This is a genomic window from Terriglobus sp. RCC_193 (assembly GCF_041355105.1).
GTDB lineage: Bacteria > Acidobacteriota > Terriglobia > Terriglobales > Acidobacteriaceae > Terriglobus.
In genome coordinates, this window is sequence record NZ_JBFUPK010000002.1 from 1,543,476 (window position 1) to 1,564,319 (window position 20,844).

General features: G+C 56.0%; 21 protein-coding genes, 1 tRNA gene and 1 pseudogene. 14 read left to right on the plus strand and 9 right to left on the minus strand.

All coding sequences use genetic code 11. From position 1 onward, the window contains the following. The first annotated feature begins 16 nt into the window (after nucleotides 1-16). The 5 genes from AB6729_RS15240 to AB6729_RS15260 all read left to right on the plus strand — a co-directional run bounded on the left by AB6729_RS15240 (nucleotide 17) and on the right by AB6729_RS15260 (nucleotide 3,407). Nucleotides 17-469 (plus strand): MaoC family dehydratase, encoded by a 453-nt coding sequence (locus AB6729_RS15240; RefSeq protein WP_371082486.1) that lies wholly within the window; start codon nucleotides 17-19, stop codon nucleotides 467-469. Nucleotides 470-517: 48 nt separating this feature from the next. Beyond that, nucleotides 518-829, plus strand: a complete 312-nt coding sequence (locus tag AB6729_RS15245; RefSeq protein WP_371082487.1) for a hypothetical protein — start codon at nucleotides 518-520, stop codon at nucleotides 827-829. A 54-nt stretch (nucleotides 830-883) separates the two neighbouring features. Continuing rightward, nucleotides 884-1,930 (plus strand): MBL fold metallo-hydrolase, encoded by a 1,047-nt coding sequence (locus AB6729_RS15250; protein ID WP_371082488.1) that lies wholly within the window; start codon nucleotides 884-886, stop codon nucleotides 1,928-1,930. A 70-nt stretch (nucleotides 1,931-2,000) separates the two neighbouring features. Next, nucleotides 2,001-2,492, plus strand: coding sequence for a hypothetical protein (locus AB6729_RS15255; protein WP_371082489.1), 492 nt, complete (start codon nucleotides 2,001-2,003; stop codon nucleotides 2,490-2,492). 36 nt (nucleotides 2,493-2,528) lie between these two features. Further along, the gene (locus tag AB6729_RS15260) at nucleotides 2,529-3,407 is read left to right on the plus strand and encodes a rhomboid family intramembrane serine protease (protein ID WP_371082490.1); all 879 of its coding nucleotides are present in this window, start codon (nucleotides 2,529-2,531) and stop codon (nucleotides 3,405-3,407) included. 76 nt (nucleotides 3,408-3,483) lie between these two features. Here the strand turns inward: AB6729_RS15260 and AB6729_RS15265 are convergent, their stop codons facing one another. From AB6729_RS15265 to AB6729_RS15285, 5 genes are all read right to left on the minus strand, one after another. Next, a complete protein-coding gene (locus AB6729_RS15265) occupies nucleotides 3,484-3,864 on the minus strand; it encodes a helix-turn-helix domain-containing protein (protein WP_371082491.1) in 381 nt (126 codons plus the stop codon). Nucleotides 3,865-4,101: 237 nt separating this feature from the next. Then, a complete protein-coding gene (locus AB6729_RS15270) occupies nucleotides 4,102-4,617 on the minus strand; it encodes a GNAT family N-acetyltransferase (RefSeq protein WP_371082492.1) in 516 nt (171 codons plus the stop codon). Beyond that, nucleotides 4,614-5,363, minus strand: a complete 750-nt coding sequence (fabG, locus tag AB6729_RS15275; RefSeq protein ID WP_371082493.1) for a 3-oxoacyl-ACP reductase FabG — start codon at nucleotides 5,361-5,363, stop codon at nucleotides 4,614-4,616. Before fabG ends, AB6729_RS15270 begins: the two co-directional genes overlap by 4 nt. Nucleotides 5,364-5,410: 47 nt before the next feature. Next, the gene (locus AB6729_RS15280; protein ID WP_371082494.1) at nucleotides 5,411-5,968 is read right to left on the minus strand and encodes a D-glycero-alpha-D-manno-heptose-1,7-bisphosphate 7-phosphatase; all 558 of its coding nucleotides are present in this window, start codon (nucleotides 5,966-5,968) and stop codon (nucleotides 5,411-5,413) included. Then, nucleotides 5,965-6,126 (minus strand): hypothetical protein, encoded by a 162-nt coding sequence (locus tag AB6729_RS15285; RefSeq protein WP_371082495.1) that lies wholly within the window; start codon nucleotides 6,124-6,126, stop codon nucleotides 5,965-5,967. The genes AB6729_RS15280 and AB6729_RS15285 overlap by 4 nt, the downstream gene beginning before the upstream one ends. A gap of 117 nt (nucleotides 6,127-6,243) precedes the next feature. Between AB6729_RS15285 and AB6729_RS15290 the strand changes: the two genes are divergently transcribed. Both AB6729_RS15290 and AB6729_RS15295 read left to right on the plus strand, forming a co-directional pair. Beyond that, nucleotides 6,244-6,432, plus strand: a complete 189-nt coding sequence (locus AB6729_RS15290) for a hypothetical protein (protein ID WP_371082496.1) — start codon at nucleotides 6,244-6,246, stop codon at nucleotides 6,430-6,432. Between the two features lie 44 nt (nucleotides 6,433-6,476). Then, nucleotides 6,477-6,552: transfer RNA gene (locus AB6729_RS15295), tRNA-Ile, on the plus strand. Between the two features lie 57 nt (nucleotides 6,553-6,609). Here the strand turns inward: AB6729_RS15295 and AB6729_RS15300 are convergent. Further along, a complete protein-coding gene (locus AB6729_RS15300) occupies nucleotides 6,610-7,761 on the minus strand; it encodes a glutamate decarboxylase (RefSeq protein WP_371082629.1) in 1,152 nt (383 codons plus the stop codon). 359 nt (nucleotides 7,762-8,120) lie between these two features. Further along, nucleotides 8,121-9,809, minus strand: coding sequence for an aspartate-alanine antiporter (gene aspT, locus AB6729_RS15305; RefSeq protein ID WP_371082497.1), 1,689 nt, complete (start codon nucleotides 9,807-9,809; stop codon nucleotides 8,121-8,123). A 238-nt stretch (nucleotides 9,810-10,047) separates the two neighbouring features. Here aspT and AB6729_RS15310 point away from each other — a divergent pair, with 238 nt between their 5' ends. The 7 genes and pseudogenes from AB6729_RS15310 to AB6729_RS15340 all read left to right on the plus strand — a co-directional run bounded on the left by AB6729_RS15310 (nucleotide 10,048) and on the right by AB6729_RS15340 (nucleotide 19,744). After that, nucleotides 10,048-10,824, plus strand: coding sequence for a hypothetical protein (locus AB6729_RS15310; protein WP_371082498.1), 777 nt, complete (start codon nucleotides 10,048-10,050; stop codon nucleotides 10,822-10,824). Further along, nucleotides 10,811-11,590 carry a DcaP family trimeric outer membrane transporter gene (locus tag AB6729_RS15315; protein ID WP_371082630.1) on the plus strand — a complete coding sequence of 260 codons (780 nt, stop codon included), beginning with the start codon at nucleotides 10,811-10,813 and terminating at the stop codon, nucleotides 11,588-11,590. Before AB6729_RS15310 ends, AB6729_RS15315 begins: the two co-directional genes overlap by 14 nt. A gap of 27 nt (nucleotides 11,591-11,617) precedes the next feature. Further along, nucleotides 11,618-12,721 (plus strand): annotated as a pseudogene (locus AB6729_RS15320) (hypothetical protein). Further along, nucleotides 12,679-13,320: a hypothetical protein gene (locus tag AB6729_RS15325; RefSeq protein WP_371082499.1), complete on the plus strand. Its 642-nt coding sequence runs from the start codon at nucleotides 12,679-12,681 to the stop codon at nucleotides 13,318-13,320. The pseudogene AB6729_RS15320 and the gene AB6729_RS15325 overlap by 43 nt, the downstream one beginning before the upstream one ends. A gap of 22 nt (nucleotides 13,321-13,342) precedes the next feature. Then, nucleotides 13,343-14,845, plus strand: coding sequence for a bifunctional aspartate transaminase/aspartate 4-decarboxylase (locus tag AB6729_RS15330; protein WP_371082500.1), 1,503 nt, complete (start codon nucleotides 13,343-13,345; stop codon nucleotides 14,843-14,845). A gap of 503 nt (nucleotides 14,846-15,348) precedes the next feature. After that, nucleotides 15,349-19,194 (plus strand): alpha-amylase family glycosyl hydrolase, encoded by a 3,846-nt coding sequence (locus tag AB6729_RS15335; RefSeq protein ID WP_371082501.1) that lies wholly within the window; start codon nucleotides 15,349-15,351, stop codon nucleotides 19,192-19,194. Between the two features lie 52 nt (nucleotides 19,195-19,246). Then, nucleotides 19,247-19,744, plus strand: a complete 498-nt coding sequence (locus AB6729_RS15340) for a hypothetical protein (protein ID WP_371082502.1) — start codon at nucleotides 19,247-19,249, stop codon at nucleotides 19,742-19,744. Nucleotides 19,745-19,755: 11 nt separating this feature from the next. On the opposite strand, the gene AB6729_RS15345 is transcribed toward AB6729_RS15340, so the two are convergent. Further along, a complete protein-coding gene (locus tag AB6729_RS15345) occupies nucleotides 19,756-20,250 on the minus strand; it encodes a hypothetical protein (RefSeq protein WP_371082503.1) in 495 nt (164 codons plus the stop codon). 91 nt (nucleotides 20,251-20,341) lie between these two features. Then, nucleotides 20,342-20,800: a YraN family protein gene (locus AB6729_RS15350; RefSeq protein WP_371082504.1), complete on the minus strand. Its 459-nt coding sequence runs from the start codon at nucleotides 20,798-20,800 to the stop codon at nucleotides 20,342-20,344. Nucleotides 20,801-20,844: the final 44 nt, after the last annotated feature.

Here is a 20,844-nt window from a genome sequence, read left to right on the forward strand (position 1 = left end):
GGGAGACAGTTCCACCATGACAGACGAACTCTACTTTGAAGATTTTCACCTGGGCCAGAAGTTTGTATCCAAAGGCAGCGTGAAGATCACGGCGCGCGAGATTACAGAGTTCGCTGAGAAGTACGATCCCCAGCCCTTCCATCTGGACGAAGCTGCTGGCAAGAGCACGTTCTTCAAGGGGCAGGCTGCTTCTGGATGGCTCACTGCCGCCATCGTCATGCGCATGCGTGTGGACACGATCAAAGTTCACGGCGGCATGATCGGTGCCGGTGTGGAAGAGATCCGCTGGACAGAACCAGTACGTCCTGGCGATTCGTTGCATACAGAGACGGAAGTCATCGGCCTGCGCGCGTCCAAAAAACGCCCGGAACTGGGTCTGGTAACGATCTACACCAACACCTTCAACCAGCGTGGCGAGATTGTAATGAAGAGCACCGTGAAGTTCCTGGCACCCTTGCGGAATGCCTGATTCGCCGCGATTTAGCCACAGAGCCCGTTTCCTGCTTCGGAGGTCGCTATGAAAACGCTGCGTGGTGCGGAAGCCGATGTTCTGCTGAACATAGACGAGACTCTTGTCGATCAGCTTCGGTTGATGGCATCGCAAGGTGACGGCCTGGAGAAGCTCATACAGTTTCTTGCAGACCGGAAGACGCCGAAAGGGGGAGCCATGATCGCCCTTCGTCGTGCTGGTGTGGCTTCTGCTAACGAAGTGAAAAAGGCTGTCCATTTCCATGCAGCGTATGCCTATCGCCGCGAAGAGGATAATGTCTTCGAAGAAAGCGTGGTTCAGGATTTGCAGAAAATCGAGCGCTCTGAAGCTGCTGCCTGAACCAATCTAGTAACTACCTCGTAATCCACGTAACGAACCAGTAAACTAGCATTCATGATGCGGATGACGGTTCTCGCCTCGGGGTCTAAAGGCAACAGTGCCGTGATTGCGTCGTCGCGCACTCGCATCCTGGTGGACGCTGGCCTTTCCTGCCGCGAGTTGATGCGCCGGATGAAGCTTTCCGGCGAAGACCCCTACGCACTGAGCGCCGTCATCATCACGCACGAACATGCGGACCACGTCTCCGGCCTTCCGGTTCTTGCTCGTAAGCTAAACATTCCCGTGTACTTCACGGAAGCCACGCATCGCGCCTGGGTGCGTCAGATGACTCCGCGTACGTCCATGAGCTACAAGCAGTGGCTGGAGAAAACACGTCTGGAAAAGGAAGCGCGACTGGAAGCGCAGGCTTTAGCGCACCAGATTGCTGCCTCATCGCAGGATGACCAGCCGGACGAACATTTTTTCGCCTCGGACATCGACGTGGATGCCATTGATGCCACCACGGACCCGGAGGCCGCATTGCAGGCTGCTGCAGTTGCCGACCTGTGCGAAGACCTGCCGGCGGAAACAAAATTGAGCATTCGTGATAATCCCTCGTATCTGCCTGCGGTGGAGTATTTTGAGGCGGGGAAACGCCTCTGCATCGGCGATATTGACGTTCTGCCATTCACCATCCCGCACGATGCTGCGGACCCCTGTGGATTTGTCTTCGAGGGGGAAGGCCTGCGTTTTGGGTTTGCGACGGATCTCGGTTATGTTCCGCAGAATGTGAAGCTTGCCTTGAAAAAGTGCGACGTTCTTTTGTTGGAATCAAATCACGACCTGGAGATGCTGCGCGACGGACCGTATCCGTGGAGCGTCAAACAGAGAGTGCTGTCGCGAGTCGGGCATTTGTCGAATGCGGCAGCAGCAGAGTTTCTTACGCGCGATTACGACGGGGGTGCCCAGTCGATCATCCTGGCGCACCTTTCGGAGAGCAACAACATGCCGGAACTGGCCCGCCTTGCGGCGGAGCAGGCGCTTGGAAATCATCCCAGTCTGCTGGGGAATCGAATTTTGCTTGCAGATCAGGCTGCGCCGATGGAACCTCTGGTTATGTAATGCGTAAGACAAAGTATTGAATCACCACTGGATTTCCTTGCGTCTGAACAACTAGAATGGATATGAACCAATGATGAATACCGAACCGAAATCCTACGTGCAAGACCTTCGCACACGCGGATTCGCTGCGTCCATGCTGGGCAGCGAAGACGGATGCGAAGACCAGGTTGTGGGAGACATCCTCTCCGGGTGGCGGTACGACCTTTCGTCAGTCTCCCCGGAGGTTCGCGGTGTTTATGAAGATCACCTGCACCAGTGCTGGCACTGCCGCGCTCGTCAGCGTCTTCATCGCACGGTGGACGTAGTTCTGCTCTCTGTCTTTACGCTCTCGGCGTTCGCGTTTCTGCTGGCGACCATGGTGATCCATCGCGGCCCCTGGGCTCAGGTGACCTTTGCCGAGCTCCACATGCGCCACCTCTCGCTTGCGCTTACCACGCAGACCATTGCGGTTGCAGGACTGTTGCTCTCGGTGCTCATGTGGATTCTGGTGGCCATTGCGACACCGGCACCCGGCCTGATCTCGCACACGGTTCAACAGCGCCGCCGCGAACGCGCCCTCTAATCTCTGTTTCTCTAACCCCGCACCGCGAACGCTGCGATGTCTCTCGAATCTTCTCCGGAGTTTGACGCCTCCCGTTACGGTCCGCCGGCGGAAGACCTTCAGCGCGAGGATGTAGCGCTGCAAAATGCCGCAGCACGTCGTTCCATGGGCAGCCGTATGCCACGTATTCGGCAGGCGCCAGCGACCTATCTGCTGCTTGGTATCAACATCGTTGTGTATCTCTGGATGGTGCTGCACGGCGTTGATCCCATCTCGCCTGATCCGGATGCCTTGGTTCACTTCGGCGCAACGTATGCACCGCTGGTCTTCCTGCACCACGAATGGTTTCGCGTGGTCACGGCCATGTTTGTACACGTGGGTGCGCTGCATCTGGCCACCAACATGTGGTGCCTGTGGAATCTCGGCGTCATCGGCGAGCCTCTGCTGGGCTTTTTCGGCCTCTGCTCGGTCTACCTGCTGACCGGCATCTCCGGCAATCTGCTTTCGCTTACCTTCAATGGGCGTGGGGGGGTGGTGGGTGCAGGTGCCTCCGGCGCGGTCTTTGGCGTGGCTGGCATTCTGATCGTGCTGTTTTCCAATAAGAAGCTGGCAGAACCGCGCCCCGGTTTCCGCGGCATTCCCTTGCAGGATCTCCAGGCCATCCGCCGCTCTGTGATCTCTTTCGCGGCACTGAATCTGCTGATCGGGGTGGGGTCCATGTCCGGAGCGCTGATGCACAGCGTCCATCTTGACGACCTGCACATTGACAATCTCGCGCATATCGGCGGATTCGTCTTCGGGTTGCTGCTGGGGCTGCCGCTGCTTCCACGGATGACCAGCGGTCGCCAGGCCTATCTCAGCCGCCAGAAGGTCACTTTTGCCGGAGCCCTGCTTGCGCTGGCCCTCTACGGCTATTTCCTGTCGAACCTGCAATAGTTACATCTGCGAACCAAGCAAGAAGGGGAACGGCGGACCTGCCGTTCCCCCTTCTTTGCTTTCAAAATAGTTCGATTTAGGTCAGCGCGGTCTGGGCAAACTTCCGCACCATGGCCAGCAGCAGTTTGCGGTCGCCGTCGGTCAGATGTGCACTGTAGCGCTGAATCTGTGTGAGGAAGCGAATCTCGTCTTCGGTGAGTGCGATGGCAGCCACGTCCCGGCTGACCGGGTCGTCCGCGAAGAACTGGCTCAGCGGCAGGTCCAGCGCCCCGGCAATCTTCTGCAACGTCTCCAGAGACGGTACGGTGTGGCCGTTTTCCACGCGCGACAGGTAACAGCGTAAGAGTCCTGTCCGCTTCTCAATATCGCCTTGCGACATGCCCTTCTGCAGGCGGTAGCCGCGAATCGTCGTCCCGATGTTCATCGCCGCGGGGGCCGCCTCTTTTGCCGGAGGCATTTGTATCGGCATCATGATGTGCATGTCAGCCATTGACCAAAAGGTAAAGAGGCCCGATAGCGCTGACAAGAACAAAGTTCGTGGTTCGGTGGTTTGGAACCACCGCGGATTCGTGACAAGAGAGAGACCAGCGTCAAATGCCCCGAAAACGGTGCAAAGACATGGTGAAAACGCAATTTGCGAATGGGCATTCGCTTATTGCCAAAAGCCATGATCAATAGTCGGCTTGCACACAGGTTACAGCAAATCAACCTTCATGAAGAGCAGCCCGGGCAGGGGATTCGTGTTGTGGCGTTCTGTTTCCACGAATCCCATCCGGCGATAGAGCATGACCGCATCCGGCATTGCTTCCGCCACGGTATCCAGCAGCAATACGGTGGCGCCCTGAGCACGCGACCATGTCATGGCTTCCTGGATGAGTCTTCGTCCCAGCCCTGTGCCGCGCGTGGAAGGCTCCGTCCAGAGCCGTTTCATCTCGCAACTTCCAGGCCGATCCTTCCGCTGCTTCACTGCAACACAGCCAACGGCTGTTCCTTCCTGAAACGCCAGCAGCAGCACTGCGTCCGGTTCTGCATACTGTAGCGGCAGGGACGCCATCTCTTCCTCATATCCCGCGAGGCAGATGTTCACCGGTCCAACTGGGTTGTGAATCAGAAAATCGGCATAATGCCGCAAAAGCAATTGCGCCGCGTGCAGGTCCTGTGGCCAGCGCGCGGCGCGTATCGTGATCGGGTTTGCGTCGGAGGTGCTCATCCCATGTACAGGCCACCGTTCACATCCAGCGTGTGTCCGGTGATGTATCCAGCTTCTTCGCTGGCGAGAAAACGCACTGCTGCGGCAATATCGGCTACCGTCCCGGCACGTCCCAGCGGAACTGCGCCCAGCATGGCGTTCTTCTGGTCTTCCGTCAGCACGTGTGTCATGTCCGTTTCAATGAAGCCCGGAGCGACGGCGTTGACGGTGATATTGCGGCTGGCAAATTCGCGCGCCATGGACTTTGTGAGTCCGATCAGACCGGCCTTTGACGCGGCGTAGTTCGCCTGTCCGGGTGCACCCAGTTCGCCGTTGACGCTGGAGATGTTGATGATGCGGCCCCAGCGCGCCTTCATCATGGGCTGCAGCAGGGCCTGTGTCAGCAGGAATGCGCCCTTCAAGTTAGTGTCCAGCACATCGTCCCAGTCGCTGGTCTTCATGCGCAGCATCAGCGTGTCGCGCGTGACGCCGGCGTTGTTCACCAGGATGTGGACTGCGCTGAGCTTCGCGACAATGTCCTTCGCCGTGGCCTTGATCGCCTCTTCGTTGTTCACGTCCAGCACAAAACTTTCGGCCTTGCCGCCTGCGGCTTCAATCTCGGCCTTCACTTCGGCCAGCCTGGCTTCATTGCGAGCGGCCAGCGCAACTGTGGCTCCGGCCTTCGCCAGTTCCAGGGCAATGGCCTTGCCAATCCCCTGCGATGCTCCCGTTACCAGCGCGACGCGCCCTTCCAGACTTGCTGCCATGCTCGTTCTTCCAACCTCAACTTTCAGGTGCGATTATACGAAGTTGCTCATGCGGACAGAGTTTGCATCGTGGCTTCCACCTCGGCAAGCGAGTCGATCTTTCGATACGAACCTGCGCATGGTGTGGCCTCGGTATTCCCGAATAGAAACAGATGCGGAATGCCAGCTGCCGTACCGGCTGCAATGTCCGTGCAGCGGTCGCCCACCAGTACAGAGCGGCTGATGTCCAGTCCATGTTCTTCCGCCGCGCGCAGAATCATGCCCGGTGCTGGCTTGCGGCAATCGGTGTCGAGCTTGTATTGGCCCACACCGTGTTCGGGATGAAATGGCGAGAAATAGATGGCATCCAGACACGCATCATGCGGAGCCAGTTCGGCGCGGATATGTTCCATCAGTACATGGAAATCCGCTTCGGTATACATGCCGCGGCCAATACCCGCCTGGTTCGTGATCACGATGGTGGCGAACCCCAGCGCATGTGCGGTTTGCAGCAGCGGGATGATGCCCGGCACAATGTGGCAATCCTCAGGTTTCCAAAGATAATGAACTTCCTCGTTGATCACGCCATCGCGATCCAGAAACAGTGCAGGCCGCAAATTTTTCATCCTTGTCTCTCCACGGTGCGCCGCAATCCACTTTCAAAATCCTGCACAGGCAACCATCCCGGTTCACCCTGAACCTTGCGGATGTCTGTTGCATATCGCAGCACAACGTTGCTTCCAATGAATCCGGTGGCGTCGGTGACAAGCAGTGGTCGAGACATAAGTTCCTGTCTTCTATCGTCCCACTAAATTTGCAGATTGTGCCAGAAGCGTCATCGTGACGCCGCAGGCATCCCCAAAACTGCTGCCGCAGTCCTAAGCCGGAAAGGAGTGATGCCATGACAGACACGCACCCGGCCAATCAGCCCACGCACGCGGAACCCAGCGGGTCTCGCGGGGATAATCCTGCTACGGCCGGCACCGGGAATACAGGTATCCGTTCCGCTACACCGGAAAACAGCGGTGGAAAGATCAACCCCTCAGCGCCTGGAGATACGGGAACCACGCCCGGCACCAATGCGCAATAAGCGTTCTCTTGTATCACAGAGCCCGCACACTAGAATGGTGATGCGGGCCTATAGCTCAACGGTCAGAGCAGGGGACTCATAATCCCTTGGTTCCAGGTTCGAATCCTGGTGGGCCCACCAACAACTTCGTCCAGGACGGGCCATGCGAATGCGTGGCCCGTCGACATTTGCACGGAGCTAGCATTTTGCGCGTGACGACCTGTCGGGATGCGCATGAAGCTCAGGCGGAGCCGCGTTCCCGCCATGCTCTTCGAGATATGTGCAGGCGCTGATAATGTCCCGGGCAAGTTCTTGTGCAACGTTGTGGTTGATATGCGGGCGCAGGACGACACGAAGGCTGCGGACCGCTTCGGCATTGGGCGGCATCGTGTAAGCAGAGAGCACCCAGCCTTTTTCGCGCACCTTATTGGAGACGTCAAATTCATTGAAGCGCGTTACTTTTTTGTTCAATGTAACTGCGACGACAGGGATGCGTTGCGTGGTGTTCATGATCTCGAAATAGCCGCTCTGGACGAGGGTTTCGCGCAGCGCAATAGCATTATCGAGGGTGTGTTGCATAAGGCGTTTGTACCCTTCGAAACCGAGGCGCAGCATCATGTAGTACTGCACGGCGATCTGGAATCCATTGCGAGAGAAGTTGAGTGTCGCGGTAGGCATCTCTCCGCCCAGGTAATTGACATAGAAGACCAGGTCCTCATGAAAGACCTTGCGCTCGCGGAAGACAACCCAGCCAAGGCCCGGCGGGACGAGACCGTATTTATGGCCCGAGGCATTGATGGATTGCACGCGCGGCCAGCGGAAATCCCACTTGTAATCCGGGTAGAGAAATGGATTGACGAAGCCACCGGATGCGCCGTCAATATGCATGGGAATATTGTGGCCGGTGCGCTTCTCGTAGTCGTCGAGCCACTTATGGATTCCTTCGAAGTCGTCGTCTTCTCCCGTGAAGGTCTGTCCCGCGATCGCTACGACCGCGATTGTGTTCTCGTCGACATACTTATCGAGGTCTTCGGCGGTCAGGCGATAATTTCCCGGCTTCAGAGGAACAATGCGCGGCTCCACATCGAAATACTTGAGGAATTTTTTCCAGACAATCTGAACGTTGCCACCCGTGACCATGTTCGGCCGCGAAGTATCTTTACCGGCTTTGCGACGCGCCTCGCGCCAGTTCCACTTATGCGCAAGTCCTGCGAGCATGCAGGCCTCGGAGGAGCCAACGGTGGCGGTGCCATAGATGTCGACACCCTTAGGGCCGTTCCAAAGTTGATGGAGCCACTTGACCATGCGTGTCTCCATGGCGAAGAGACGTGGATACATGTCGTGGTCAATATAGTTTTGAAGAGGTTGCGCTGCGCGGTTTCGAGAGCCTCTTCTTCGGCGAAGGTGGTCACGAAAGAACTCATGTTCAAGACAGGATTAGTGTCCGTCCATTCATCGCTGAGCACAACATATTCAGCTGCGCGTGCCGACATGCCGACTTCTGGAAAGTGATCTTCGGGAATCTCCAGATTGAACTGGTCGTAGGGGGTGACCTTTTCAAGCGAGGTTGGGATATCGGCTTCAGTCTTGTGTGTCAGCTTCTTTGCAGCGCTATCGCTGGCCTTTTTGGTGGCAGTCTTCGACATGGATGAAATCTCCCAATAGCGGAATGATGGCGCAGCTTCGGCGAGCCAACTGCGCTGTTGGCCTTACTTGAGAAGCATGACGAGGAACATGCCCCAGATGGTGAGCAATGTATTTCCGACAGCGTAAGTAACTGTGTATCCGAGGCCGGGAACCTGACTGCCTGCGGCGTCGCAGATCATGCCGAGAGCTGCGGTCGTGGTACGTGCTCCAGCGCATGCACCAAGAAGAATCGCCGGGTGAAAACGAAAGAGATACTTTGCAATGAACATGCTGAGGATGAGCGGGACCGACGTTGCGAAGATGCCCCAGAGGAAGAGGCTGATGCCAAGATGGCGCAGACCAGCGACGAAACCGGGGCCTGCTGTGAGTCCGATCACCGCGATGAAAACGTTGAGGCCAACAGAGTTCATGAACCAGACGGTAGGTTCAGGAATGCGGCCAAATGTAGGATGAATGGCGCGAATCCACCCTGCGATGATCCCGGCAACGAGTGCTCCACCCGCAGTGGAAAGTGTGAGTGGAATGCCAGCGACCTTGAAGACGATGGCGCCGATAAGTGCGCCAATGGTGATGGCAAATCCGATGAAGGCAACGTCCGCGATATTGCTGGGGCGATCTATGTTGCCAAGCGCGGCAGCTGCAAAGTTAATATCCTGCGTACGCCCGACAAGTGTGATCGTGTCGCCGCGCTGAAGTGTTGTGTTGGCAAGTACAGGGATCGGGGTTTCCGTGGGGCCGCGACGAATGGCGCGGACATAAACTCCACGTGCTGCGGGCAGAGAGGCGAGTTCGGCAAGCGTCTTGCCATCGACGTCTTTGTTGGAGACAAAGACATCCACTCCTGACACCTCGGAGGCGACAGCAAGAAGCTCGGGATCATCGACCTCGGTCCCCCTGGAGCCAAGTGCTCCGATAAGTTGATTCCGCTGGCCACCCACGGCAACGATATCGCCCGGCTCAAGGATGAAGTCGAGTTTTGCTTCTTCGATCTTGCCGTTGCGGCGAATGCGTTCCACAAAAAGGCGATAGCCACTGGGTTCAAGAGCTTCCGCCTGGCCAACGGTCTGTCCTGCGACAGGACTGTCCGACGGAACCCCGAAAGCGCGTAGCTCGAACTGGTGCCACTGCTGTCCTTCGCCTGTGCTGCCGCCGTACGTCGCTTCGTACTCCTTGCATACAGCCACGAGATCAATGCGGAGAAGCCAGGGGCCCACCTGCGCAAGCAGGATGGCAGAGCCGATGGTTCCGAAGATATAGGTAACTGCGTATGCGGTTGGCATCGCGTCAAGCATCGTCTTGACTTGATCCGGTGGTAGATTCAGACGATTGATGGCGTCTGTGGCGAGTCCCATCGATGCAGAAATAGTTTGAGAACCGGCATAGAGTCCGGCGGCTGAACCAATGTCATAGCCAGCAATCTTCGCCGCAACCCATGCCGATGCCAGACAGAGAACGCACTCAATGGCAGCGAAGATAGCCTGCGGGATACCGTCTTTTGCAATCCCTCGAACAAACTGCGGCCCGACGCCATAGCCGACAGCGAAGAGGAACATAAGAAAGAAGACGGACTTCACCTGTGGAGATACGATGATTCCAAGTTGCCCGATAAGTACAGCGGCAAGCAGTGTCGCAGTTACAGAGCCGAGAGCGAAGCCTTTAAAGCTCTTACCGCCAACCCAGTAGCCGATGCCAAGCGAGAGAAAGATGGCGATTTCGGGGTAATGTCTTAGCGTCTCTGTAAACCAGTCCATTGAACCTCTCCAGCTAGAACAAAGTCGAGGGGAAAACACATACCACGCGTCACGAACCATAACCATAGTGATGAGAGTTTGCAAAACATACTGTTAGTCTTGTCAGTTTTGCCCGCTGTCATGATGTGTTCGACTTGACGTCGCCGCTGTACGTCCCGGGGTTGTGGCTATGGTGGAGCGACTTAGTGAGGTGCTTCTTGCAGGGGTGCCGCAATAGGGAATCTGGTAGTGGAGGACTATGAAAGTCGCCGTGTTGATGCTGGTTTTTCTTCTGGCTTTCTCTATGCCCTCTGCTCTAAGAGGGCAGGAGCAAAGCGATCCGCGTGCCACTCAGATTGAAAACCTGCAAAAGCGTCTGGATGATATCCAGACTGAGGTCAAGCGTATCGAGTCCCTTCGCGGTCAGATGGATCAGATACAGCGGGAACTTAATACCTTACAAAATAAGACGAGCGAGGCAAAACCAAACGCCGCAGTTACGACGACCCTGCCCCCCGCCGCTGCTGTCCCGCCTGCTTCATCCGCCGCCAAATCAGATGGCACCATCGTCAGCACGCAGCCTCCTCCGCCGACGGTGCAACTCTCCGAGCGGAAGACGCGCCAGGGCGCCGGGCAGGCGACTCGGACTTACGACACCTTCTCGGAAGACCCCTTCGCGGTCGCGCGACTTTATAACGTTCCGCTCGATCCCAAATATTCCGGTTACTTCGTTCTTCCCGGTACCCAGACACTCATGCGTATTGGTGGATACGCGAAATCGGATTTCAACTATGATCTGAGACCCGCAGGAAACGCGGAGGAGTTTGTTCCCGCCACGATTCCTGTTCCAGGTGTATCCAGTACGAATAACTCAACGGTCAGCATCCGTCCTACTCGTCTTACTGCGGACTTCCGTATTCCCAAGAGCGCTGCCGGTGATGTCCGCATGTATTTTGAAGGAGACTTTTTCGGAACGAATGCCACCAGCTTTCGTCTCCGTCACGCCTATGCGCAGGTAGCCAATATCGTCTTCTAACTTCACGGATGGTGACACCTGGCCCGATACGCTTGACTTCGAGGGGCCAAACTCCATCCTCAATGCTCGCAATCCACAGGCACGCTTAGGCTTTCCTGTAGGGCCTGGTTCGAGCGTCTATGTGTCTGTAGAAAAGCCGACTTCGGATATTGCATTTACTGTCAACGAAGGCACTGCAACTGCTACAAGCCCCGCTCCCGATGGGAGTGTGCGATACCGCTATGAAGCAGAGAGAGGACACGTGCAGGTAGCCGCTCTCTTTCGCGACGTCGCGGCCTATCTTCCCGACAGTCGCCATGTTTCAACGCTGGGTTGGGGTGTCAGCTCCTCTGGGCTCTGGCGTTTGAAGTCTGACAACCTTGTCTATCAGATTGCTTATGGACAAGGTATCTCTCGCTATATCAACGACACATCGGGCCTCGGGTTAGATGCTTCGCCGAAATCTGCCGCCGATCCGTCTCTTAAGGCAACTCCGGTTTTCGCCCCTTACGTCGCCTATCAGCATTATTGGACGAAGCGAGTACGTTCTACTGGAACATTTGGTTACGTACTTATCCAGAACTCTGTCTTTGATGCCCCGTCGACCTATCACAAGACCACTTACTCCGAGGCGAATGTTATCTGGAATCCACTTGGGAGTTTGAACGTTGGTGCGGAATTTCTTTATGGATGGCGCGAGAACAAGGATGGCCAGCATAACTATGCGCCGCGTATTCAGTTCTCCGCGAAGTACAGCTTTATCAAGATGAAGCCTGACAATAAATAACGCAGTTGCTCCAAGAGGGAATCCTAAATGCACGCATTTGCGGAGTTTCTAAGGTCCCAGCCAGAAATTGCTCTTTTTATTTCTCTCGCATTGGGCTACTTCATTGGTAATCGCAGGATTGGTCCATTCAGCCTTGGCGGTGTTTGCGGAACGTTGCTGGTCGCCCTTGTGCTTGGACAAGCCGGCGTTCGTCTGTCTGCCGATCTTAAGAATGTAGCCTTCGCATTGTTTATTTTCGCGCTCGGATTTACCGGCGGTCCGCAGTTCTTTGCGAATCTCCGCACTGGATGGCGATACGGCATTCTCTCCGTGATTGAAGCCGTGTAGGTAATGGCCATTGTGATTGGGGCCATGCTTCTCTTTCATCTGGATGAAGGTACGACGGCAGGCATGCTTGCAGGAGCAGCCACGGAATCCGCCGTTGTCGGCACAGCATCGGAAGCTATCGGGCGACTTAGTCTTCCTCCTGATCAGATTCAGGGCCTGCAGAATAATGTCGTCACCGCCTATAGCGTTACGTATCTCTTTGGCTTAATCACAATCGTTCTTTTCACCAGTCAGATCGCACCTCTTATCCTTCGTATCAATCTGCGCGAAGAATCGGCAAAGCTCTTCAACAAGATGAGCGGTGGCGCCTCGTTAGCAGAAGGACAAGTTGCTGGTGCACCCTCTCTCGTCGGACGAATCTACCGGGTCGACCAGGCCGCAGGAAAAACCGTGGCTCAGTTTGAGGCAGCCCATAAGATGGCGATCACTATTGAGCAGTTGAAGCGTGGCGCCACGGTCCGCGAGGCAACGAGCGAGGAGACGCTGTTTGCGGGTGATCTGATTCTCGTCGTTGGCCGTCGCAGCGAACTTGTTCTTGCAGCCCCGGGGATCGCCCGGAAGTGGGCGACGCAACGCAGCTTGATGCCGTTGAGAGTCGTGAAGATGTATTTGTCACACGCCGCGAAGTTCAGGATGTCGCTCTGGAAGACATGCGCTCGAAGGCTCCTGTGGAAGTGGGGCGCGGTGTGTATGTCGCCGCCATCAAGCGCATGGACCATCCCATTCCTGCGCTGCCTGCGACAAAAATCCAACGTGGCGATGTGCTCACTCTCTTCGGCCTTCGTTCTGCGATTACCCGCGTAGCACGTGAACTTGGCTATGTCGTGACGCCGACTTCGAAGACGGATTTTGTATATCTCGGCCTGGGTATTGTCGCTGGAATGCTGCTTGGCCGCATTACCTTTCGCTTCGGTGGTGTTCCCGTAGGGTTTGGAACGGGTGGTGGCTGTCTTTTGAGTGGATTGCTCTTTGGATGGGGACGCTCAAAGTTCCCGGTGATCGGTTCTTTTCCTGCGGCTGCCTCGCAAATTCTCAAAGACTTTGGTCTTGCCACGTTTATCGCAGCGGTGGGGCTTTCTTCCGGTCCTGATGCGATTCGACTTATTAAGTCATATGGCTTTCTCCTTCCGGTAGTCGGCGTGCTTGTTGTGCTGCTTCCTGCATGTATTTCGCTCTTCGTTGGCCGACGATTTCTGCATTTTGATTCCCCCATCCTGCTTGGAGCGATTGCAGGACAACAATGCAGCACGCCCGCTATCAGCGCAGTGACTACGGTCGCTGGAAATTCCATTCCAATCATCGGCTATACCATCACCTACGCCATCTCGAACGTTCTTTTGCCATTGCTGGGCCCACTCCTCATCGGCATTGCTGCTCTGCTTCATCAACGCAGCACGCCCTAATTCTTCCAAGGAGCTACGAATCATGAGCACCAAAATCAACACGAAAAAAGTAGCAGGGCTCAGCCCTTTTGAAATCAAAGACGAACTCATTAAGATTGCCGGAAGCAGCGATGCCCACATGCTGAATGCGGGTCGCGGCAATCCTAATTTCCTTGCAACCGTGCCACGCTATGGATTCTGGCAGCTGGGCTTGTTTGCCATGCGTGAGGCGGAGCGCTCCTTTGCCTATCTACCCGAAGGCGTCGGCGGATTCCCCAGGCTTGATGGAATAGCAGAACGCTTTGAGATATTTGTTCATGAGAATCGCGATACGCCTGGCATTAAGTTTCTTGCAGCGGCCGTTTCTTATGTCCGCGACCAGCTTGGCCTAAGTGGATCTGCATTTCTGTATGAGATGTGCGAGGGTATTCTCGGCTGTAACTATCCTGTCCCGGATCGCATGCTCAAACTATCCGAGCAGATCGTGGCGCGTTACATCCATCAGGAGATGATTGGAAACTATCCGTTCCTCGGCAAGTACGATCTCTTCGCCGTGGAAGGTGGAACTGCGGCCATGGCATACATCTTCAACACCATGAAGGAGAATGGCCTCATCGAAGCGGGAGATTCCATCGCGCTCGGACTTCCTATCTTCACGCCTTACATTGAGATTCCTGCGCTCAGCGACTATCAGCTGCACCAGGTCAGCATCAACGCTGATCCGATTACCTGGCAATATCCTGCGCTCGAACTCGATAAGTTGATGGACCCGAAGGTCAAGGCGTTCTTCCTGGTCAACCCCAGCAACCCTCCTTCGCGCCGCATCTCGCAAGAAGGACTGGAGCAGATTGCGCGCATTGTCGAGAAGCGCCCTGACCTGATCATCCTCACGGACGATGTCTACGGCACCTTTGCAGACGACTTCATTTCGCTCTTCGCCATCTGCCCACATAACACCATCCTGGTGTATTCCTTCTCGAAGTATTTTGGCGCAACCGGCTGGCGACTCGGCGTAATCGCAACGCATAACGACAACGTACTGGACAAGAAGCTTGCTGCACTTCCCAGGAAGACGAGGGAGGCGCTCAACAAGCGCTATAGCTCGATCACAATCGAACCCGAGAAGCTGAAGTTCATTGATCGTCTGGTCGCAGATAGTCGCGCAGTGGCGCTCAACCACACGGCCGGGCTCTCCACGCCACAACAGGTGCAGATGGTCCTGTTTTCTCTCTTCGCATTGATGGATACCAGCGACGACTACAAAGGGGCCATGAAGCGTCTGCTCCGCAACCGGATCATTGCGCTCTATCGTGCCGCTGGTCTTACACCCGTCCACGACCCCAACGACGTCAACTACTACACCATCCTCGATCTCGAAATTCTCGGCGAGCAGGTCTACAGCAAAGACTTCGTCCAGTGGATGCTGAAGCAATTTAAACCCAACGAACTTCTCTTCCGTCTGGCTCAGGATTCGGGTGTTGTCCTGCTGCCGGGGCGGGGTTTCGGGACGGCGCACCCTCTGGCCGCGTTTCGCTCGCCAACCTGAACGAAACGGACTACATCAAGATTGGGCAGGCTGTCCGCGGACTGATGGACGAGTACGTCTTGAAATACAACAAGGAGATGAAGAAGCATCTGCAGCCGGGCAAGAGCAATTAAATGTTAGGTTTCATCCGTGAGCCAGAGGCCATGCATAACTTGCATGGCCTCTGCTCATTCCTGCCCCACGCCTTGTGCATATCAGAAGAACCAAGTCTGTTTGTCTTTGTGGACGGAGTGGCTGGTCCTAAGTCCAATCAACAATGTGCGCTGGTTTTCGGTCACCCTGTACGGAAACCCGCAATAGGTCTCCCTCCAAAACACCCCCAGATCCCACGCTCCTGCGCGGAATTGGCGCCAAGGCAAAGTCCCGCCCCACCTGTGCATCTCAGTCTGAAGAAGCTGCTGTTTGCCTATCTGCAACGTCTTGTATGCGCAGAGAGTAAGCTCATGCCGTGGGCGTTATGCTCGTCCCGTTTGCTGCCTGACGATTGAAATTCTGAGGTGTTCATGGAGTTCCATATTGCCCGTGTCTTTCGCGACCGATTTCAGTTGCGTGATCTGCTGTTCTCTTACACAGGCAATGTTATTTTTGCGAACGTAGCGGCCAGCCGTCGTCTGGCGCAGCAGATGAACGATGCCCGCGTTGCTATGGGCGGCCCCACCGCGCAGGAAGATCCCAATGCCGTGGTCCATGCGGGCCAATTGTTCGCCATGGGGCTCATTGACGAACTGAGCCATGCCGTCATAGAGCGCTATCGTAAACAGCAGGACCCGGATGTTCTGAAAGACGCGTTGCGTTGGTTCGGCGAACGTGTCGGGACGAGCAATGTCGATGCTCTTCTACTTTCCTTCACCGAGCGTTTCCCGAATATCGCCATTTACAACGGCAAACTTACTGCAAAGGAATGGCTCGCAGGATCGACGGGCAGCATGCCACATCGCGAAGCTGCGCTGGAAGAGTTGCTTCTACTGTGGCTGGCGAATCAGAACCCGGCATACAAACCATTCCGTATGCTGTTTGACGATACGAGCCTGCGTACCACCCTGCCCGCCTATCGCCAGATGCAAAAGGACGCGGATGCGTACTTCGAAACGCGCCCGCAATTTTCCGCAGAAGCGAAGACGTTGCTGAAGGCGTTGCGTGCGCCTTTTGAAGCATCGCCCGATTCACTTAGCGGACAACTCGATTTTATCCGTCAGCACTGGTCAGAGGCTCTTGGCCCTGCACTGCCGCGGACACTGCTTGCCATTGATACGTTGCGCGAGGAAGAGGTGGCCATCTGGATGCAGTTTCATCCGGCGGGCCACAACGTGCGTCATCATGGCCCAGTGGAATATGGCGGCAAAGAAGGCTTTGTCGGCGATGAATACATTGGCTTCGACGAGTATTGGGAAGACGTTCGCAACGACGATGGCAGCATCACCCGCCGCAGACGAACCGGCAGACGCTACTCAAGCGATTACCAGGCGCCGCTGAACGAATACGAAGCTTTCTCCGTTGATGACGCGTGGATGCCTAACGTTGTGCTGATGGCCAAGAGTACGTATGTGTGGCTGGAACAGTTGTCGAAGAAGTACCAGCGCCACATCTATCGGTTGGACCAGATTCCGGTAGAGGAACTGAAGCTGCTGCGCGATCGCGGTCTGACGTCGTTGTGGCTCATCGGTCTGTGGGAACGTTCGCGCGCATCGCAAACCATCAAGCGTCTGCGCGGCCAGGCAGATGCTGTAGCCTCTGCGTATTCGTTGATGGATTACCACATTGCGGAAGACCTTGGCGGAGACGAGGCGTATCAGAAGCTACGCGATCTTGCGGCCAGCGTTGGCCTGCGATTGGCCAGCGACATGGTGCCAAATCACATGGGCCTTGATTCCAACTGGGTCATTGAACATCCCGAGTGGTTCCTGCGCCGCAGTGAAAGTCCCTATCCCAACTACCGTTTTGAAGGGCCCGATCTTTCGACCGATTCGCGCGTTGAAATCAAGATCGAAGATCATTACTACGACCAGACCGACGCTGCTGTGGTCTATCGTATGCGGTGGCGTGATGCATCGAATCGCACCGAGTTTATCTATCACGGCAACGATGGGACAACCTTTGCGTGGAACGACACAGCGCAGTTGGATTACTCGCAACACGCCGTACGCGAACAGGTGATCCAGGTCATCCTTGAAGTTGCGCGCAGATTCCCGATCATTCGCTTTGATGCGGCGATGGTGCTTGCCAAACGCCATGTGCAGCGACTGTGGTTCCCGCTGCCGGGTGTCGGTGGATCGATTCCATCGCGTGCGGAAAACGCGCTCACGCAGGAACAGTTTGATGCGCTGATGCCGCATGAATTCTGGCGCGAAGTCGTCGATCGCGTGCAGCAGGAAGTCCCTGGAACCCTGCTGCTTGCAGAGGCCTTCTGGCTCCTTGAAGGTTACTTCGTACGTACGCTTGGTATGCATCGCGTGTACAACTCCGCGTTTATGGTCATGCTGCGCGATGAAGAGAATGCGAAGTATCGCAGCTACCTCAAGAAAACTATCGAGTTCGATCCGGACATCATGAAGCGCTATGTGAACTTCATGTCGAACCCGGATGAGAAAACCGCCATTGAGCAGTTCGGCACCGGCGACAAATACTTTGGCGTGGCCACGATGATGGCAACCATTCCCGGCCTGCCCATGTTCGCGCATGGACAGATCGAAGGCTATACCGAGAAGTACGGTATGGAGTACAAGACGGCTAAGTATGACGAATGGCCGAACGAAGAACTTGTCGCACGCCACATGCGCGAGGTCGCTCCTTTGCTGGCGAATCGCGCGCTATTTGCAGAGAGTGAGAACTTTGTCTTCTTCGACTTCTGGACCGAGCACGGCACCGTCGATGAAAACGTCTTCGCCTATTCGAACCGTCGTGGCCACGAACGTGCACTTGTGATTTACAACAATGCGTATGCATCCACGCGCGGCACGGTTCATCTTTCCGCAGCTTCGATGAACAAGTGGACAGGCCAGTTGTGGCAGCGTCCCATTGCGGATGCCCTGGCGCTTCCGCGGGGCAATGAATTTCTCATTGCATGGCGCGATACCGCATCGGGCCTGGAATACATTCGCCGCTCGAACGACCTGGTAAACGGCGGCCTTTCCATGGACCTCCGCGGTTATCAATATGCCGTGCTGCTGCATTGGCGTGAATTGCGTGCCACAGCGGAGCAACCGTGGGATCAGCTATCTGACGCTCTGCAGGGTGCCGGGGTACACAGTCTTGATGACGCACTCACGCGCCTTCGCCTTCGTCCTTTCACGGGAGCTCTGCGTCACGCTGTCAGTCACGATGCAGTGCGCCTGATCGTGAAGAAAGGCGAGCAGACCGATGCCGAGACAGAAGCTGCACATACATGGGGAGACGAGGCAAGGAATATCTTCCACCGCTGGACAGAACTGGAAAGCCCCTCCTCGTCGGCTACGGAGGAACGCTATGTCTCTACCGCAACCGCGCTTGGTGCCAGTGCGGTGCAGGCAGTTGCATCGGCAAAGGCTACCCGTGCATTGCCTCCGCGAATGAGTATGGAAGCACATCCTGAGGCGCTCTGGACGCCGCTGCTTACTGTTGCGGCGTTGCGTGCATTGCCTTCGGCATCGAAGGACATCGTGGATGATCTCGGCCTGCGTTCTTCGCTTGCGGAGATGTTTTCTGAGGTCGGCATCCTTGGTGAAGACTCATGGCGCGCCGCGGCGCGTGTGCGGCTTGCACTGCTGCAGCCAAAGTTCGATGACGCAGCCTTCTGGAATGAAGGCGATGTACAGTGGCTTGCCGCTGTCAACGAACACGAAGGCACGCGTTATGTGAACCACGAAGCACTGGAGCAGCTTCTGCAATGGCTCACTCTCACAGCCGCGATGCAGCCTGCGGGTGAAGCGAAAAAGACCGTGCCGCTTGCCGAAATCCTTGCTGCCGCAAAGTCAGCCGACTATCGCTACGACGAACTGGTGAGGTTGGTTACAAAGAAGGCATCTACGACGAAAGCGGAAGAACCGAAAGCAAAACCGCTCGGGCCGAAGGCAGTCGTGAAAGAAACAGCGACCGCAACAAAGAAAAGTGCGGCGAAGGAAGTTCCCGCGAAAAAGGCAACAGCCAAAGAAGCACCGACAAAATCATCGTCGGTAGCGCCGCCTGCTGCAAAGAAACTGGATGCGAACGCTGCCACGACGCAAACGGCGGATACATTGAAAGCGCATACGGTAGACGATCACCGGACCGTGGATACAGCAAACATTTCTGACGAATCAGCGGCCGGCAAAACGTCTGCGAAGAAAGCAGCGGCAAAGAAAGCGCCGGGAAAAAAATCGCCGCCCGCACTCTAACAAAAAGCGTATTATCGGATGTCGTTGTTCACTGATCGACGGAGGTTTCGCTATGCGTGGTTCCGGAATCGCTCTTCTTCTGGTGTCTGCTTCCATCTGCGCTGCTCAAACTGGCAACGTGTCCGCAACACCGGCGACGGTTATGGCGCTTCCGTGGGGCAGTTGCCCCATAAGTATCGACGTGCGCCAGCAGCCGCATGGTGCCTATCTGCTGGCTGACACAGCCCGTTCCTTCCACCCATCGTTTGTGATCTCTTTTCATCCGCGCGGAGATCGTGCCATTCAGCAGGTAGTACTGGATGTTTCCGGTCCAAGCGGCCCGCATTTCCGTGATGCAGCCGCATTAAACGCAGCCACACCAAACGGAGCGGATGTGGTGGAAACATTTACTCTCACCGGTTCTGGCAATGCCACGATTGTGACGAAAAAGCTGACGGCGGTGGAATGGTTCAGCCTTGTCTCCGTTACTTATGCAGACGGTAATCGCTGGCATCGCAGCGGAACAGACGTTTGCTTCGTTGCACCCAACGGATTTGTTCCGGTGCAGTAAGGGACTGTTACTTAGTACGAAAAAATATGCGGTGCGGGATAGGTAAACGTGCCGTCATTGCGCTGCACTGCGATGAAGAGACGTTTATTCGGATCGCCATTGATGGTGGCTGCCACCAGCAGTGTGGTGCCGAACGTGCCGGAACCATCGCTCACGCTTTTATCCACGTGGTGCGAATGGATCGGCCCCACTGGCGAATACTTCGTCCAGTCTTCCGCGAACCGCTGCAAAGGATAACCGCTGTACTTGTCCGGATGCTGCTGCCAGTCCGCATCGTTCTGGTAGATACCGTATGCGGTGGCAAAGTCCTGCTGCTCAATCGCGGTCAGGAATTTATTCACGCGATGTTCGGTGTACATGTTGCTGAAGAGCCATCCATGTCCTGAGATGAAGCCAGCGAACGTGGCCACCACCAGCAGTGCCACCAGAACACCTGCGGCGATCAGCGCATAGCGCATCCGTTTGGCTTTTCCGGCGTCGTAGACAGGTGCATTCATCAGCGTCATGGATCGTTCCCCTTCTTTCAAGCAGTCTTTGCCGCCCCTGAAGCATTAGACACCGCAGCAGTGGAGGTTGGTCAATGCGTGTTCGAAAGTTTCAGAAGACATTGCGGATCAACTGAATATCCGGCCGGCCTTTTTCTCTCAGATGAACCAGCACGGCGTCAAAGCGGATGGCGATATTCGGCCTGCGTCCCTCCGGCCAGGGCAGTTCGCGCACATAAGCGTCCGCCTGGCGTTCCATTGCGCGCTGCTTTTCGCCATCGATTGCGGCTTCGGTGGCAATCGGTGCATTCTGCCTGCGCGTTTTCACTTCAATGAAACAGAGTGTCTCGCCTTCCCAGGCGACGATGTCCACTTCGCCGGGAGCAAATTCATTTTCCCAACGCTGAGCCACGACTCGGAACCCAAGACGGCGTAGGTAAAAATACGCAGCGTCCTCACCGATGTGGCCGCGCATGGTGGCTCCGTCCACACCGCGTCGCCGGTCGTGCAGTCGCGTGGAGATGGCCGTAAGGCGTTCCATCAGCGCAAGTAGCGGGTGTAATCGCAGCATTCGCGTTCAGTATGTCAAATCTGACAGTCGTCACGAAGCGTTTC

Coding starts and splice junctions, on each gene's coding strand:
- AB6729_RS15240 (WP_371082486.1), top strand. CDS start 17: ATGACAGACGAACTCTACTTTGAAGATTTTCACCTGGGCCAGAAGTTT.
- AB6729_RS15245 (WP_371082487.1), top strand. CDS start 518: ATGAAAACGCTGCGTGGTGCGGAAGCCGATGTTCTGCTGAACATAGAC.
- AB6729_RS15250 (WP_371082488.1), top strand. CDS start 884: ATGATGCGGATGACGGTTCTCGCCTCGGGGTCTAAAGGCAACAGTGCC.
- AB6729_RS15255 (WP_371082489.1), top strand. CDS start 2,001: ATGATGAATACCGAACCGAAATCCTACGTGCAAGACCTTCGCACACGC.
- AB6729_RS15260 (WP_371082490.1), top strand. CDS start 2,529: ATGTCTCTCGAATCTTCTCCGGAGTTTGACGCCTCCCGTTACGGTCCG.
- AB6729_RS15265 (WP_371082491.1), bottom strand. CDS start 3,864: ATGCCTCCGGCAAAAGAGGCGGCCCCCGCGGCGATGAACATCGGGACG.
- AB6729_RS15270 (WP_371082492.1), bottom strand. CDS start 4,617: ATGAGCACCTCCGACGCAAACCCGATCACGATACGCGCCGCGCGCTGG.
- fabG (WP_371082493.1), bottom strand. CDS start 5,363: ATGGCAGCAAGTCTGGAAGGGCGCGTCGCGCTGGTAACGGGAGCATCG.
- AB6729_RS15280 (WP_371082494.1), bottom strand. CDS start 5,968: ATGAAAAATTTGCGGCCTGCACTGTTTCTGGATCGCGATGGCGTGATC.
- AB6729_RS15285 (WP_371082495.1), bottom strand. CDS start 6,126: ATGTCTCGACCACTGCTTGTCACCGACGCCACCGGATTCATTGGAAGC.
- AB6729_RS15290 (WP_371082496.1), top strand. CDS start 6,244: ATGACAGACACGCACCCGGCCAATCAGCCCACGCACGCGGAACCCAGC.
- aspT (WP_371082497.1), bottom strand. CDS start 9,809: ATGGACTGGTTTACAGAGACGCTAAGACATTACCCCGAAATCGCCATC.
- AB6729_RS15310 (WP_371082498.1), top strand. CDS start 10,048: ATGAAAGTCGCCGTGTTGATGCTGGTTTTTCTTCTGGCTTTCTCTATG.
- AB6729_RS15330 (WP_371082500.1), top strand. CDS start 13,343: ATGAGCACCAAAATCAACACGAAAAAAGTAGCAGGGCTCAGCCCTTTT.
- AB6729_RS15335 (WP_371082501.1), top strand. CDS start 15,349: ATGGAGTTCCATATTGCCCGTGTCTTTCGCGACCGATTTCAGTTGCGT.
- AB6729_RS15340 (WP_371082502.1), top strand. CDS start 19,247: ATGCGTGGTTCCGGAATCGCTCTTCTTCTGGTGTCTGCTTCCATCTGC.
- AB6729_RS15345 (WP_371082503.1), bottom strand. CDS start 20,250: ATGACGCTGATGAATGCACCTGTCTACGACGCCGGAAAAGCCAAACGG.
- AB6729_RS15350 (WP_371082504.1), bottom strand. CDS start 20,800: ATGCTGCGATTACACCCGCTACTTGCGCTGATGGAACGCCTTACGGCC.